General features: G+C 68.4%; 15 protein-coding genes and 1 pseudogene. 10 read left to right on the top strand and 6 right to left on the bottom strand.

Annotated elements, in window-relative coordinates:
- Positions 1 to 247: 247 nt before the first annotated feature.
- From ABD357_RS00435 to ABD357_RS00445, 3 genes are all read right to left on the bottom strand, one after another.
- Positions 248 to 1,249: a C40 family peptidase gene (locus ABD357_RS00435; protein ID WP_344386674.1), complete on the bottom strand. Its 1,002-nt coding sequence runs from the start codon at positions 1,247 to 1,249 to the stop codon at positions 248 to 250.
- A 133-nt stretch (positions 1,250 to 1,382) separates the two neighbouring features.
- Positions 1,383 to 2,003: a Uma2 family endonuclease gene (locus ABD357_RS00440; protein ID WP_344386675.1), complete on the bottom strand. Its 621-nt coding sequence runs from the start codon at positions 2,001 to 2,003 to the stop codon at positions 1,383 to 1,385.
- 207 nt (positions 2,004 to 2,210) lie between these two features.
- Positions 2,211 to 2,654 carry an ATP-binding protein gene (locus tag ABD357_RS00445; protein WP_344386676.1) on the bottom strand — a complete coding sequence of 148 codons (444 nt, stop codon included), beginning with the start codon at positions 2,652 to 2,654 and terminating at the stop codon, positions 2,211 to 2,213.
- 216 nt (positions 2,655 to 2,870) lie between these two features.
- On the opposite strand from ABD357_RS00445, the gene ABD357_RS00450 reads away from it, so the two are divergent.
- The 3 genes from ABD357_RS00450 to ABD357_RS00460 are packed head-to-tail and all read left to right on the top strand — an operon-like array spanning position 2,871 to position 4,191.
- A complete protein-coding gene (locus ABD357_RS00450) occupies positions 2,871 to 3,716 on the top strand; it encodes a helix-turn-helix domain-containing protein (protein WP_344386677.1) in 846 nt (281 codons plus the stop codon).
- 9 nt (positions 3,717 to 3,725) lie between these two features.
- Positions 3,726 to 3,923 carry a DUF397 domain-containing protein gene (locus tag ABD357_RS00455; RefSeq protein ID WP_344386679.1) on the top strand — a complete coding sequence of 66 codons (198 nt, stop codon included), beginning with the start codon at positions 3,726 to 3,728 and terminating at the stop codon, positions 3,921 to 3,923.
- The gene (locus ABD357_RS00460) at positions 3,916 to 4,191 is read left to right on the top strand and encodes a DUF397 domain-containing protein (protein WP_344386680.1); all 276 of its coding nucleotides are present in this window, start codon (positions 3,916 to 3,918) and stop codon (positions 4,189 to 4,191) included. Before ABD357_RS00455 ends, ABD357_RS00460 begins: the two co-directional genes overlap by 8 nt.
- Before the next feature lie 162 nt (positions 4,192 to 4,353).
- Here ABD357_RS00460 and ABD357_RS00465 read toward each other — a convergent pair whose 3' ends face one another.
- The 3 genes from ABD357_RS00465 to ABD357_RS00475 form a co-directional block, all read right to left on the bottom strand.
- Positions 4,354 to 5,601: an outer membrane protein assembly factor BamB family protein gene (locus ABD357_RS00465; RefSeq protein WP_344386682.1), complete on the bottom strand. Its 1,248-nt coding sequence runs from the start codon at positions 5,599 to 5,601 to the stop codon at positions 4,354 to 4,356.
- A gap of 241 nt (positions 5,602 to 5,842) precedes the next feature.
- On the bottom strand, positions 5,843 to 6,493 hold the full coding sequence (locus ABD357_RS00470) for an SRPBCC family protein (protein ID WP_344386683.1): 651 nt from the start codon (positions 6,491 to 6,493) through the stop codon (positions 5,843 to 5,845).
- Positions 6,490 to 6,888 carry an ArsR/SmtB family transcription factor gene (locus ABD357_RS00475; RefSeq protein WP_344386685.1) on the bottom strand — a complete coding sequence of 133 codons (399 nt, stop codon included), beginning with the start codon at positions 6,886 to 6,888 and terminating at the stop codon, positions 6,490 to 6,492. The genes ABD357_RS00470 and ABD357_RS00475 overlap by 4 nt, the downstream gene beginning before the upstream one ends.
- Positions 6,889 to 7,147: 259 nt before the next feature.
- Between ABD357_RS00475 and ABD357_RS00480 the strand changes: the two genes are divergently transcribed.
- The 7 genes and pseudogenes from ABD357_RS00480 to ABD357_RS00510 all read left to right on the top strand — a co-directional run.
- A complete protein-coding gene (locus tag ABD357_RS00480; protein ID WP_344386686.1) occupies positions 7,148 to 7,942 on the top strand; it encodes an SGNH/GDSL hydrolase family protein in 795 nt (264 codons plus the stop codon).
- Positions 7,943 to 8,390: 448 nt separating this feature from the next.
- On the top strand, positions 8,391 to 8,699 hold the full coding sequence (locus ABD357_RS00485) for a hypothetical protein (RefSeq protein ID WP_033328619.1): 309 nt from the start codon (positions 8,391 to 8,393) through the stop codon (positions 8,697 to 8,699).
- A gap of 195 nt (positions 8,700 to 8,894) precedes the next feature.
- Positions 8,895 to 9,734: a DUF8175 domain-containg protein gene (locus ABD357_RS00490; protein ID WP_344386689.1), complete on the top strand. Its 840-nt coding sequence runs from the start codon at positions 8,895 to 8,897 to the stop codon at positions 9,732 to 9,734.
- Positions 9,724 to 11,076, top strand: a complete 1,353-nt coding sequence (locus tag ABD357_RS00495; protein ID WP_344386691.1) for a hypothetical protein — start codon at positions 9,724 to 9,726, stop codon at positions 11,074 to 11,076. Before ABD357_RS00490 ends, ABD357_RS00495 begins: the two co-directional genes overlap by 11 nt.
- A 23-nt stretch (positions 11,077 to 11,099) precedes the next feature.
- Positions 11,100 to 12,641, top strand: a complete 1,542-nt coding sequence (locus ABD357_RS00500; protein ID WP_425584711.1) for an SCO6880 family protein — start codon at positions 11,100 to 11,102, stop codon at positions 12,639 to 12,641.
- Positions 12,642 to 12,647: 6 nt separating this feature from the next.
- Positions 12,648 to 14,072 carry an ATP-binding protein gene (locus ABD357_RS00505; RefSeq protein WP_344386693.1) on the top strand — a complete coding sequence of 475 codons (1,425 nt, stop codon included), beginning with the start codon at positions 12,648 to 12,650 and terminating at the stop codon, positions 14,070 to 14,072.
- A gap of 16 nt (positions 14,073 to 14,088) precedes the next feature.
- Positions 14,089 to 15,217, top strand: a pseudogene (locus tag ABD357_RS00510) (hypothetical protein); the annotation flags it as partial.

A 15,217-nucleotide genomic window follows, 5' to 3' on the forward strand; every position in this document is an offset into this window, starting at 1 on the left:
ATCTTCGTCGTGCATTCGAGTTCGGCTCTGCGATGAGCCGCGCCATCAACCCCCGTGGTCGGCTACGTCGTACGTCAGTCGTGTACCGGTGCCAGTCGTACGTCCATGGAACGCATGGTCCCCTCCTCTACGTTCCACAGTCCACCGAATGATCACGCAGACGTTATCGAAGAGAGATACATTCCCGCAGCTCAGAGGCTGATGAGAGAGTGACTGTAACAGGCAGTAACGGAAGGATCCGGCCAGGTCACACCGGAGTGGGCAACGCTTTCGCGCCATCTTCGGTGACCCGGGTCGCCCCGAAGTAGTCGGGCGTATCGATCGGGTCGAACCGGATCACGGCGCCGGGCCGCGGCGCGTTGATCATGTATCCGCCGCCCACGTAAATGCCCACATGCCGGATGGCCCGGGAATTGGTGAGGTCGTCCGAGAAGAACACCAGATCGCCCGGCAGCAGTTCCTCCCGCTTCGGGTGCGGACCGGCGTTGTACTGATCGTTGGCGACCCGAGGCAGCTCGATCCCCACACTCTCGTACGCGGCCTTCGTAAGCCCCGAACAGTCGAAGCGTCCGCCCTGGTCAGCGGTACCGTTCCCGCCCCACAGATACGGCGTCCCGAGCTTCTTCTGCGCGTATCCGATCGCCCCGGCCGCCTGCTGCGAGGGCTGCACCCGGCCGACGGGCGCGGCGAAGCTGTCCTGCAGCGTGGTGATCGTCTTGACGTAGTTCTGCGTCTCCTTGTACGGCGGAACACCCCCGTACTTGATGACGGCGTACGCCCCGGCGTTGTACGCGGCGAGCATGTTCTTCGTCGGGTCGCCGGGCGCGTCCTTCACGTACGAGGCGAGCTTGCAGTCGTACGAAGCGGCCGACGGAATCGCGTCATTGGGATCCCATACGTCGCGATCGCCGTCACCGTCTCCGTCAACTCCGTGCGTGGCCCAGGTCCCCGGGATGAACTGAGCTATGCCCTGCGCGGCGGCGGGACTCTGCGCCTTCGGATTGAACCCGCTCTCCTGATACAGCTGCGCGGCCAGCAACGCCGGATTGATGGCGCCGCACAGATTCCCCCACTTCTGCACCAGCGCCTGATACGCCCCCGGCACGGCCCCCTTGGCCAGCCCGACGGCACCCTTTCCGACCCCGTTGGCAAGGTTCCCGGCGGTCATGTAGACCCCGACAACGAGCAGCATGACGAAGCTGAGCCCCGTCCCCGTGACGGCGATGCCCACGATCCACGCCTTACGCACCGTCAACCGCCCCTCGCCGCAAGGTAGTCCTAGTCCGCCGTGCGCCAGTGTAGAGGCGGGCGCCCGACTACGGAATGATCACCGCCCGCCGCCTGGCAGCACGCCGGTGCCTCGCCCGCAACCGGTGAGCCTCCTACGAGCCCGCCGTGCTCCCCCCGGCCCGCGGCGAATCGCCGTACAACGGGAAGCGGTCGGTGGCGACTTCGAACCCGAGGGGCGCGGGAAGCGGCACCGGCTCCCCGAACTTGCCGGGCAACACGTCCTGATAGGCGCCGTTGTCCGGACGGGTGTGCAGAGCCCAGGTGCCCTTGCGGGGGTCGACGACGAGAAGAACGGGCACGCGCGCGACCGCGTACCAGTCGGCCTTGTCCCTGATCTCACGGGACTTCTCGGAACTTGAGATGACCTCGACAGCGAGCGCCGCGTCCTCGGGAGCGGCCAGCCAGTCGTCGTCGTCCATCCAGTCCAGGGGCAGGACGATCAGGTCCGGCGTGACGTAGTCGTCCGGGTCTTCCGGCAGTGCGATCGAGGACACATCGAATGCTCCGAGCCCCTCGGGAAGAATCCCGTCGAGCTGCTGACGCAGCTGCCACACAACACCCGCGTGCTTCCCACGCGGAGTAGGGGACATCACGAGCTTTCCTCCCACAATCTGCACACGCAGACCCGTAGCGTCTTCGATCTTCTCGGCGATCTCACGCAGATTCCCCGGGCGGGGGCGCGGGTACATCCAGGCGCCCGGCGATACCGACATCGCTCGCTGCCTCCGTCTCTCCACGTCTGCGGCTGCGCGAGCGGGGTCGATGGGAGGTCCGACGTCCCACTCGGCATCGAATTCACCGTACTGTGAGGTCTCCTCCGCTGCCTCGGCTTCACGGCCCGCACGTGTGCACGCGGCCCTCCTGAGCCGCTCCTCAAGCTGTGTCATACCATCTCCCCTTCACGCTCCGAGTGCACGTCATCACCTTAGGTCACCCCTCTGGCACTCGACCCAAAGCAGCTTGCCGCCCTCGGAGCCGGCCAGTTCGGGTGGTGCGGAGGCGCCCCAGGCGTCGGCGCAGGCCCGTACGAGGTGCAGGCCGCGGCCGTTCTCCGCATCTGCTGCGGCTTCCGGAGGTGCGTCCGTCGCGTCGCCGAAGCCGGGTGGGAGTCTCGGGTCGGAGCCCCATACGGCTACGTAGAGCCCGTTGGGTTCGGTCGAGCTGAGCCGGAGGCCGTACGAGCCCTTGGTGTGCAGGTGCGCGTTGGCGAGGAATTCGGAGGCCAGCAGCTCGGCGGTGGGGGTGAGTTCGGTGAGGCCGTGGGCGGCCAGGACCGTACGGAGGGTCACGCGGGCGATACCCGGTGCGCGTGGATCGTGCGGGAGTTGGAGGGTGTAAGACCAGAGCGAGGATACGGTTGCCATGGGAAGTCTCCTGGTTCGGAGGGAAGTTGGATGGTTTGGGGGTGCGGGTTGGTTACGTTGCCCAGTGACCGCGGCCGCTCCGTCGAGCGGGGTGCTTCTGGGTGGAGGCGCCGAGTTATAAGCTAGCGGCATCCGTGTAACGCATTACACGATTCCCCTTAAATCCATGAGACACCACCCGTGTGGGTGACCCGCAACGAGGAGGCGGACAAGCCCGTGAGAAGCAATCCGACGGGTCGTCAACTCCGCTTGGGCGTTGAGCTGCGCAAGCTTCGAGAGCGCGCAGGGCTGAATGCCACCGAGGCCGGTCAACTGCTTGGCGTCAAGCAGAACCAGATCAGCAACATGGAGGCCGGACGCGCAGGTGTGAGCCCTGAGCGCGTACGCACCATGGCCTGCCAGTACGAATGCTCGGACAAGGCGCTGATCGAAGCCATCGTCGCGATGACCGGCGACCGCAGGCGCGGCTGGTGGGAGCACTACCGCGAAATCCTGCCGAGCCCTCTACTCGACCTCGCCGAGTTGGAGCACCACGCCCAGTCGTTGCGCACCAGCGTCACAGCACGCATCCCCGGCCTGCTCCAGACCGTCGACCACGCCCGCGAGATCTTCCGCCAAGGCGTCACGGAGCTCTCCCCGCCAGACATCGAGCACCGCATCTCGTTCCGCGTCAAACGCCAGGCGGTGCTCTACAGGGACGACCCCACTCCGTACCAGGCGATCATCCACGAGGCAGCCCTGAGGATGAAGGTCGGCGGCTCATCGGTGTCCCGACAGCAGCTCAAGCATCTGCTCGACGCAAGCGATCGGGAGCACATCACCTTGCGTGCCATCACGTTCGACGTCGGCGCCTACCCCGGGTCAGGCCAGTCCATCTACTACGCCCACGGCCCGGTGCCAGAACTCGACACCGTCCACCTGGACCAGTCCCACGGCCTCAAGTTCCTGGATGCCGAGTCCCAACTGCGCAAGTACCGCACCCTCTTCGAGCGGCTCGATGCCGTCGCTCTCGCACCCGAAAAGACCCGAGACCTGATCCTCGCCGTCATCCATGACCTATAGGGAGCTCCCATGAGTGCGTACGCCTGGCAGAAGTCGACCTACTGCTCCGAGGGCGACTCCTGCGTACACGTCGCCGCACGTGCAGGAACGGTCCATCTCACCGAAAGCAGCGATCCCACCGAAGCGATACTCAAGACCACCCCAACCGCCCTCTCCGCCCTCCTCCACACCCTCAAGCACAAGGAAGACGAAACCCACCGTGGCTGACATCCCCCCGAACCTCGACTGGGTCCGCGCCGCACCCGAAGACGCCGAGGGCCCCGGCCCTTGGATCGAGATCGCCTTCGGCGAGGGAGACGACGGCGAAGCCCCCGTCTACATCCGCGAAACGAACGACCCGGACAACGTCATCACAACCAACCGCCGCAAGTGGGATGCCTTCGTACTAGGCGTACAGGCAGGCGAGTTCGACCACTTCGTGGAGGGCATCGAAGACGCGGAGGACATCACATCGCCGCCTCGGGATCCGTCATAGCGGTGACGGATCGGCCTCAGCGATTGCGGCAGGGAGGGCGAGCCGGCCGACTGCTCGGCCCGCGCCTCCCGCGACCCGACCCATGACGCCCCGCCCTGTCCTACGGCCGACGCCGGGCGTGGTCAGGGTCCGCCACCGCGCTCCCCGCCCGCCTCCGTCGGCTCAGACGGCCGGCAGTGCGTACAGCCGCTTGGCGTGCATCGCGGCCAGCCGCTTACCCGCCGGGACCACGTACCACTTCTGGTTCTCACCGGTGTTGTCGTTGTACGTCCAGCGCAGCTTTCCGGTCGCCGCGTCGAAGGCGTGCACGCCGCCGTTCTTGTCGTGCTCGGTCGCGCCGTACAGCGTGCCGCCCACCTTGGCGAACTGCCACGCCTCCGCAGCCTTGCCCACCAGGTCCTTGTTGTGCCAGATCTGCTTGCCCGTTCCGGGGTTCACCGCCCACATGCCGTACGCGCTGTCGGAGGCGTAGAGCACCCCGTCCAGGACCTGCGGATCGTTGAACCAGGTGAACTTCTCGTTCGCCAGCGACCAGCGCTCCGTGCCCGCGGCCAGCGCGAACGCCCGCAGCCGCTGCCCGTCCGGCACGATCAACAGGTCCTCGTGCACGGCGAAGCGGTAGTAGTTGGACCTGCCGATCTTCTTCGTCCAGAGCTGCCGGCCCGTCGTCGTGTCGCGGACGGTCACGTTCTTCCGGAAATCGGTGTATGCGAGGCGCCCGCCGACGACCGTGGCGGTGATGCCGAACTCCTCGGTCCCCGTGTCCCGCTTTTCACGCCAGGCGATCTTGCCGGAGGTGGTGTCGATCGCGGCGATCACGTTGGTCGGCGACGAGAGGTCCTCCTCCAGGATCCCGGCGAGGACGTAGACGTGTCGGTCGTCGGCCGCGATGGGGCGCGGCTGCTCGTACTCCTTGCCCAGGCGGCTGCGCCAGGTCTCCTTGCCCGTGGCCGCATCGAGGCCCACCACGTCGCCGTCGTACTCGGCGCTGGCGAGATAGAGCGTCCCACCGCCGGTGATCAGCCTGGCGCCGGGAATGGTGACGCCCGGCCGTGACCACTTCTCCTTGCCGCTGACGACATCACGCCCCACCAGCGGGTCACCCGACACCACGACGCTGTCCCCGATGACCGCGAGCGCGTGGATCCCGGCCAGGTTCTCGTTGGTTGTCTTCTGCTGCCACAGCGGCTTGGGCGCGGTGCCCGGGGGCGGGGTGGTGAAGGTGTCACCGCCCTTGTTGGCGTCACCGCCCTTGTCTCCGCCGGGAGTTGTGCCGCCGCCCGACGCGCTCGTGTCCTCCTCGGGGGTGCACCCCCATGCGCCTGCCCCCAGCACGGCCAGCCCCAGCCCCGTACCGGCCAGCCTGAGCGCCTGCCTGCGTGACACCGCGTGCTCGTCACGTCGGCCCATGTCAGTTCCCCGTCCCCGTTGTGCCCGGATGTTGCTGACGCCCCCTCGGGCGTCTCGAGCCCGGTCAGGCTAGCCGTCAGTTTTCGGCCAGTCGTCGGGCGGTACGCAACCGGGACGCGTCCGTGAAACTCCCGTCACACAAGATCAACGACTTCTGGCACTCGCGCAAGCGCTGCCCGGCATTGACGAATCGTCACCGCGGCTTGATTGAGAGGGCCCACATCTACAGGCCCGCCCCGCTTCAGGCCTCCGGCGGCACCTCCGCCCCGGTGTACGCGGCAGTCGTGGCGTCCGCCGCCGCGCGAGCCGTGGCCGGGTCCTCCCCGGAGGCCACATTCGCCTCGTACCAGCCCTCGCTGCTCAGCTCGACGAAGCGCTTGCCCTCGTCGGACGCCATGAAGGCCTCCGCCTTCTGCGGGTCCACGGGACGGCCGGTGGAGAGGTGCAGGTACAGGCACATGACCATGATGTCCCAGCCGACGCCGACCGCGCCGGGCCCGTACTCCGGCCACTTCGTGTCGTCGTCGACGTGGGCGATGTGGTCGACCTCGAAGCGCGTCCGGCCGTCCGCCTCCGGCGTCAGCCGCAGCTCGATCCAGCTGACGCTCTGCTCCCACTCCCACGTGGCGGCGAAGCCCTTGGGCGGGTCGCAGCGCTCGATCGTGCCGTGCGCGTTGCCGTGCAGCTGGTACTGGCCGCCCAGGGTCAGGTCGCCGGAGACGGGCATGAGCCAGCGCGGGATGCGCTCGGCGTTGGTACACGCGTCCCAGACGTCCGCGATGTCCGAGTCGTACGTCTGACTGATGGTCACGACGCGCGCCTCACCGGCCTTGAACACGCGCTTGCCGACCTGGCGCCGTACGGCATTGATCTGCTGGGTGGCGTCGATCATGGTTCGCTCCTGGGAGGGGGTACGTGATCACTGGAGTCGTCGGTATCGCTGGATCCGCCGGCTTCCCGGAGCCGCCGCTCGCGCTTGCCCCGGGCGAGTTCGGTGGCCAGGGCCTCGAGCGGAGGAGTCCAGAACCGCCGGAAACGGTCCAGCCACGCGTCGATGTCACGCAGCGGCTCGGAGTCCACCGCGTAGAGCCGCCGGGTGCCTTCCGCCCGTACGGTGGCAAACCCGTTCTCCCGCAGCACCCTGAGATGCTGCGAAACCCCGGGCTGCGATATCCCGAACTCCCGCCGGATGACCTCGCTGACTTCCCCGGAACTCATCTCCCCATCAACCAGAAGCTCAAGAATCCGCCGCCGCACAGGGTCTCCGAGCACATCGAACGCGTGCATACGGAGCACTATATCACCACCCACTTATATAAACACAGGCTGACACGAGCCGCCCCCGTCAGGGGCGCGGGGAACTGCGCGAGCAACCACAACGCCCCCGCAGCCGCAACACGACATGTCTCCACCCCCTAGCGGGGGCCCGGGGGCGCCAGCCCCCGTTTCGGGAAGGGGCGGGGTTGGGGAATGAAACCCCCACCAGCGAACCGCACAGTGAACGTCACATTGACGCCAGACTCGCCCGAGCCCCAGGCTCAACCCCATGACCCCGCACCCCTACACCCGCTACGTAGCCATAGGCGACAGCCAAACCGAGGGCATCGGCGACGGCGACGAGGCAAGCGGGCACCGAGGCTGGGCAGACCGCCTCGCGGAGCTCCTGGCGGAAGGTCAGCCAGACCTCACGTACGCCAATCTCGCCGTACGCGGCAAGGTGACCGCCCAGATCAAGGCGGAGCAACTCGCCCCCGCCCTCGCCCTGAAGCCGGACCTGGTGACGGTCGTGGCAGGCATGAACGACCTGCTCCGCCCCGGCTTCGACGCCGTGCGAGTCATGACAGACATCGAGGAGATGTTCGCGCGACTCACCGAGTCGGGCGCCCAGGTAGCCACCGTCACCTACCCCGACCTGGGCAAACTCTCTCCACTCGCCCGCCGCGCACTCCCCCGCATCGTCGACCTCAACACCCGCCTGCGCGCCGCCGCGGACCGCCATGGCGTCGCCGTACTGGACGTGTTCCCGCACCCGGTCACGACCGACCCGCGCCTCTGGAGCCAGGACCGCATCCACGCCGGACCGCTGGGCCACGCCCGGATCGCCTCGGGCATGGCCCACACCCTCGGCCTGCGGGGCCACGAGAACTGGTCCGCCCCGCTGCCTCCACTCGCCCCCGTCCCCGCCCTGCGCGCCCTGAGCGCAGACGCCGTCTGGGCGGTGGGTTTCCTCGGCCCGTGGCTGTGGCGTCGCCTCAGGGGCCGCTCCTCGGGAGACGGACGTACGGCCAAGCGCCCCGAACTGACCCCATGGACGGACCAAGCCACCAACCCCCGCCCCTGACACCCCGACAGCTCCCGTGCCGCCACCCCGAGATAGCCTTCGCGAAGGCCGAACGGGCGGCGTCTACACACCAGGAGACGGAACGACTCGGAGGGCATCGTCTCGACGGACCGGCGCACATGGGACGTGAGCGGGCTCACGGTGGCGGGGCGGAGTAGGCGGCCGTCGCGTAGAAGGGGTCAACGACGGAACCACACCACAGGTTCCGGTACTACTTCATTGCCCGGCGTGACCTGCCGTGATACACAGAGTGACTGTACGTCTACTTGCATACTGCCCCACGCTCCGCAGGGGTTCCCGAGGGCCGGCGGCAAGCGGTACGTACGAAACCCGCCAATCAATGACGCCAAGTCGACATACGACAGCGTCTTTGTCGGCGACAATGAGGCCTGACCTCTGCGCAGAGCGGCAGAGGATGCGGAACTACCGACAAGGGGCGGTGACTTACATGTTCTTTGCAGCCGAAGAAGGCGACATCACCACGATCATCGGCGGAATCGCCCCGGACTGGGGCCCCTTCGGCGACTTGGGCAACGAGGCGCGGGTGATGATCGAAGTCGTGATGGCGGTCGCCATCCTGCTCTGCCTCGGCATCGCGATCTGGGGCGCGGCCAAGCAGCGTATCGGCGCGACGGCCCTGCGCGACACCTTCAGTGCCGAACAGGGCAAGGGCCTCATCATCGCGGGCCTCACCGGAGTCTTCATCATCGGCTCTCTGGGCACGCTCTTCACCATCGTGTACGGAATGGCCGTGTAGGCCGGCGCCGGCCCGGCCCCGCAGACCCAGCCGGGCACGCCCGGTTCCCCCAACCCACCCGTCCGACGTGCCCACCGGCTGAGGTTGCGTTTCCCTGATGTCGAGTCACCACACCGCGCCCGCGACGGAAGCAGCGCGGCTACCGTCGTACTACGACAACGCGGTCCAGCACGAGGTTGAGGGGGCGTACGCGGCATGAGTCTCGGCGACGAGCACGGTTCGCGCGGCGACGACGGCGGGTACGGAGGCTCCGGCCAGACCCGCACCCGGTACCCCGACAGCCCCGGCGACGTCTACGGCGGCGCACGCCGCGGCGGCCGTTCATCCTCCCGCAGCCTCATCACGGTCGTGGGCGTGGTGGTACTCCTGATCGCGGCCATCGCCTTCGCGAACCGTGGTGGCGGTGATTCCGGATCGTCGGACGGGGGCGAGGAGAGAGCAGAGGCGGCCCCGACGGCCGCGTCCGGCGAGCGGCCCGTTGAGACGAAGGCCGGGGGGATTCCTTCGGGATTCGCGCAGGACGAGCAGGGGGCGGAGTCGGCGGCGGCTAACTATTCGGTGGTGCTGGTTTCGGCCGACATCGTCAAACCCGCGCGGCGGGACGAGATCGTCCAGCAGGTGTTCGTCGCGGACAAGGTCGCCGAGCTCAAGGACAGGATGGACAAGGCGTACTCCGCGGAGTTCCTGCGCAACGTCGGCCTGGACGAGAACGGCAACGCAGCCGCGGGACAGACCTACGTCTCGCGCACGATGCCGGTGGGCACCAAGGTCACGGACTACTCGGAGAGCGCCGCTACCGTCGAAGTCTGGTGCACGGGCGTGTTCGGCACAGCGGGGGACGACTCGAAGAACCCAGTCAGCAACGACTGGTTCACCATGACGCTCCAACTGCGATGGGCCGACGGCGACTGGAAGGTCGACAACTTCTCCCAGAAGGACGGCCCAGCGCCGGTGAACGGCGACAACAGGGTCTCGCCGTCCGACGAGATCTCGAAGGCCGTCGAAGAGTACGGAGGCTTCACGTATGCCCGGTAGCCAGCGACGCGTACTCAAGGTCACCGCCACCGTCGCAGCCGTACAGACCGCGCTTGTCCTGCTGGCCACGCGCGCGGCTGCCGCGCCGACACCGACGCCAACGCCGTCCGACGACAACTGCGACCTGATCGTCGGCCCCGCCAAGGAGTACTGCGAGAACGGCGAAAACGGCTCCGGAGGCGGCGGAGGCGGCGGCTCCCTAACCGGCCCCACCTCCACCCTCGACCCCCTCTCCTCCCTCGCCAAGGGCTGCGCCGACGCCGCCTCCTGGACCATCGACAAGCTCAGCGAAGCCGTCAAAGAAACCGCGAACGTCGACTTCACGAACCCGAAGTTCCTCCAGCAGTACGCAGTCGTCTTCGCGGCCTCGACGATCCTCACCCTCCTCCTCTGGCTGCTCGCGGTAGCCAAGCGGGCCGTACGTGGCGTGCCCCTCACCACGGCCCTCTCGGAGGCGATCGGCTTCCTCTGGCTGACCGTCCTGGCCTCGGCCTTCACGCCGCTGATCCTCTACACGGTCGTCTCGGCAACCGACGGCGTATCAGAAGTCCTCGCCCAGAGCACCGGCAACCAGACGGACACCTTCTTCGGCAACTTCTCCGGCGCCCTGGAGAAGGGCGAGGACATCGGCGGCGGCCCGATCATGCTGATCGTCGTCTCCCTCGTGTCCATCCTCGCCGCGGGCGTCCTGTGGCTGGAGCTGGTCATCCGAGCCGCCCTGCTGTACGTGGGCGCACTGCTCGGGACCGTCGTGTACGCGGGCCTGGTCGACAAGAACCTGTGGGGCCACGTCCGCCGCTGGGCGGGCATCATGATCGCGGTGATCCTCGTCAAGCCGGTGATCGTGATCGTGCTCGGCCTCGCGGGCGCGCTGTCCGCCGATGACGGTCCGGACGCCTTCTCGGCCGTCGTCTCCGGCCTCGCGATCATCCTGCTGGCCATCTTCGCGAGCGCGATGATCTACCGCTTCGTACCGGGCTTCGGCGACGAGATCGCCAACTCCCGCAACAACCGCATCATGCAGGGCGCCGAAGGCAAGGCCGCGGCCGTCATCAGCTCCCCGGCGACCCTCGTCGCCCAGGGCATCAAGACGCACAGCACCCGCGCCGACAACAACGGCGGCGGTGGTGGCGGAGGCAACAGCGGCGGCGGTGCCCGCCCCGCCAACGCGGCCTCCGCCGGCGTAGCCGCCCACAGCACCCGCCCATCGTCGGGCGGAGGCGGCGGAGGCGGATCCGTCCCCGCCGCACCCCCGCCGCGCAACAGCCCCGTGAACACCCCCCATGCCGGCAACACCCGCAACAGCAGCACTACCAACCGCTCGGGAGGTGAAGGGCGTTGACGACTGACTCCCATGCGGCCCACGTGGCCCATCCGGTCACGCCCCGCCGTACATATCTGATCGGCCGCGCCCGGCCGAACGCGATCGTCGGCAAGAACCGGGAAACCGGCGAGATCGCGCTGATCATCGTGGGCGCGTTCCTCGGCATGATGTGCGGCCTGCTCGTCCCCGTCCTCTCCCTGCGCATCGTCCTGCTCGTGGGCTTCCCGATGGTGGCGCTCGCCGCGGTGTACGTGCCGTACAAGCGCCGTACGTTCTACAAATGGTTTGAGATCAACCGCAGTTACAAGCGGACGCTCCGCAGCGGCACCACGTACCGCAGCAACGTCATGGAAGCCGGCACGCGCATCGACGGCCGTGAGATCGAGATCGGCCCGCCACCGGGAATCGGACGCATTACGTGGCTGGCGGCACCCTTCGGCCCGGACGAGATCGCCGTCCTCCTGCACGCCGACCGGAAGACCGTCACGGCCGCGATCGAGATCGAGGGCCCGGGCGTCGGCCTGCGCGACTCCGAGGATCAGGAAGCCCTCGTCGACCGCTTCGGAGTGCTGCTCAAGCACGTGGCGAACGGCGACGGCTTCGTCACCCGCCTCCAGATGCTCGCCCGCACCCTCCCCGCCGACCCGGACGCACACGCCAAGGACGTCGCCGTACGCGGCGACGACCGTGCCCCCGGCTGGCTGCAGAAGTCGTACGACCAGCTCCAGTCCATGGTGTCCACCAGCAGCGAGCAGCACCGCGCCTACCTGGTCGCCTGCATGCACTACTCGCGCGAACTCGCCGCCGAGGCACACGCGATGGCCCGCGCGGCGCGCGGCCAGGGCGGCAAGAAGCTCGACAAGGACGCGGGGCTCGCGGTCGTGATGGCGCGTGAGCTGACGGACATCTGCTCGCGGCTGCAAGAGGCCGACATCCGGGTGCGGCAACCGCTCGGGCAGGGCCGCCTGGCCTCCCTCGTCCACTCCATGTACGACCCCGACCACCCCATCGACCACATCCAGGCGATGACGAAACGCAACGCCTGGCCGGCCGAGCTGGACGCCATGGAGCCGACGTACCTCCAGGCGAAGACCCGCGAGTCCTCCACCCGCGCGCCCTGGTGCCATGCCACGGCCTGGGTGAAGGAGTGGCCGATGACCCCGGTGGGCGTCAACTTCCTTGCCCCGCTGCTCGTCCACACCCCGGACGTCATCCGCACCGTGGCCGTCACGATGGACCTCGAACCCACCGAGATCGCCATCGAGCGGATGCTGACCGAGAAGACGAACGACGAGGCGGAGGCCAGCCGCCAGGCCAAGATGAACCGGACTGTCGACCCCCGCGACATCGCCTCGCACAACCGCCTCGACCAGCGCGGCGAGGACCTCGCGAGCGGCGCGGCCGGCGTCAACCTCGTCGGCTACATCACCGTCTCGTCCCGTAACCCCGAGGCACTCGCCCGCGACAAACGGACGATCCGTGCCTCGGCCGGCAAGTCGTATCTGAAACTCGAGTGGTGCGACCGCGAGCACCACCGCGCCTTCGTCAACACACTCCCGTTCGCGACCGGCATCCGGAGGTAGGACTCTATGCGGGACCCGCTGTCCGCCCTCACGGAAACCTTCACGTCCTTCCTGTTCGGCAAGGTCGAGACGACCCGGCTGCCGGTGCGCACCTCGACGGGCCAGGCCCAGGCGGTCTACCTCCCGACCGCCGCGCCCGGCCTCGGCGACTCCGGGGTCATCATCGGCCGCGAGGTGTACTCCGGGAAGGGCTACATCTACGACCCCTTCCAGTTGTACGGACAGCAGCTCCCGGCCCCGCACTGGCTGGTGCTCGGCGAGTCCGGCAACGGCAAGTCGGCCCTGGAGAAGACGTACGTACTACGGCAGTTGAGGTTCCGCGACCGCCAGGTCGTCGTACTCGACGCACAGGGCGAGGACGGGGTGGGCGAATGGAACCTCATCGCCCAGGAGCTGGGTATAACTCCCATCCGGCTCGACCCGACAGCGGCCCTCGACATGGGAATCCGGCTCAACCCGCTCGACCCCGCGATCACCACGACGGGCCAGCTGGCCCTGCTCCGCACGATCATCGAGGTCGCGATGGGCCACGGCCTCGACGAACGCTCGGGCTTCGCCCTGAAGGTCGCGCACGTGTACGTGAACGAGACGATCACCACCCGCCAGCCGGTCCTGACCGACATCGTCGAGCAACTGCGCCACCCCGAGCCGGAGTCGGCCGAGGCGATGAACGTCGCCCTGGACGACGTACGAGCCTGGGGCCTGGACGTGGCCCTGGTCCTGGACCGCCTGGTCGACGGTGACCTGCGCGGCATGTTCGACGGCCCGACAACGGTCGGCATCGATCTCGACGCCCCGCTCATCGTCTTCGACCTGTCCCACATCGACCGCAACTCCATCGCCATGCCGATCCTGATGGCCATCGTCGGCGTCTGGCTGGAGCACACCTGGATCCGCCCCGACCGGAAGAAGCGCATCTTCCTCGTCGAGGAGGCCTGGCACATCATCAACAGCCCGTTCGTGGCCCAGCTGTTCCAGCGCCTGCTGAAGTTCGGACGGCGCCTCGGCCTGTCTTTCGTGGCGGTCGTCCACCACCTGTCCGACGTGGTCGACGGAGCCGCGGCGAAGGAGGCGGCGGCCATCCTGAAGATGGCGTCGACGCGGACGATCTACGCCCAGAAGGCGGACGAGGCAAGAGCGACGGGCCGCGTCCTGGGCCTCCCACGCTGGGCGGTGGAGATCATTCCCTCCCTGAGCCCCGGCATCGCGGTCTGGGACGTCAACGGCAACGTCCAGGTCGTCAAACACCTCATCACCGAGACCGAACGCCCCCTGGTCTTCACCGACCGCGCCATGACCGAGTCGTCCACCCCCGACCTCTCGGACGACGCGCTACGCGCAGCCGAACTGGAGGCGGAAGAGCGAGCAGCGGCGTTCGTGGAGCAACACCTGAGCGATCTCGACGACTCGTCCGAGTCCACGGTGGCGTAAGAGCGGCAGGGGCGAGATGAGACCGTACGACCGACACCGGGACCACGAACGGGGCGAACGGGCGGAGGGAGGCATCCCGGACGGCCTGTTGATCGGGGTACTCGCGTTCCTGCTCGGCATGGCCCTGCTGGTGTGGTCGGCAACAGGCCTGGCAGGCCTCTTCGACCACGGCTCCTGGCCCGCCGAAGTCACCTTCGCCCGTACGCCCCTGGCCATGCGTCACCTGATCCAGCACCCACACGACGTCGCGGGCGCCTGGCCGGAGACTCCGGAGAGCCAGCTGTCGGGGTACGGGCTGTTCTGGGGTCTGTTGATCGGCCAGCTGATGGTGCTGGTGGTGCTGACGGTGTTCGTGATGGGCACGGTGGCCAGATGGCGAGCGGGAAGAGCTCGCCGACGCAAGGCCGCCGCGTACGGAGCCGGGGATCCGGCTGGGGGCACAGCTGCTTCTGGCGCTGCCCCTGGGGACTCCGGCCTTCCGGCGGGCGGGGCGTACGGCTCGGGTGCAGCACCCGGCGGGGCGTACGGCTCGGGTGCAGCACCCGGCGGGGCGTACGGCTCGGGTGCAGCACCCGGCGGGGCGTATGGCTCGGGGGTTCTGCCTGAGGACGCGGCTGGTTCGGGGGGTCCGCATGGGGTCGGCTCGGGTGCAGCACCGGGCAGCGGCACCGGCTCGGGCTTCCCAGCCGCGGGCGCGACCACCCCAGGGTTCCCGCCCACCGCCGGGATGGAAGTCCCGTCTGCGGGCGCCACTGGCTCCGGCCATCCATCTTCGGCCGACTCCGGCTCGGGTTTTCCCGCCGACGGCTCGGCAGGCTCGGGGCTGCCGCACGCGGCCGGCTCCGGCTCGGGTCGCCCGCACGGAGGCGCGACAGGTTCTGAGATCCCGGCCGCCAGCGGCTCGGGGCATTCGTCGGCGTCCGGCTCGGCTTTCCCAGCCGGGGGCGCCGCCGATTCAGGCCTCGGCCCCACGGCCAACCCGGACTCCGGCCAGCCGCCTGCGGCAGGCTCCGACCCAGCCCTTCGACCCTTGGGCCCCTACGCGCCCACTCCCCCCACAACCCCCCTCTCCCCGGCGGGCCCGGCGGCGGAGCCGCCGTCTGGGACGGCTCCCTTTGCAGCCGACAGTAAACGGGCGGGTGGGT

The sequence above is a fragment of the Streptomyces vastus genome (assembly GCF_039532825.1).
Lineage (GTDB): Bacteria > Actinomycetota > Actinomycetes > Streptomycetales > Streptomycetaceae > Streptomyces > Streptomyces vastus.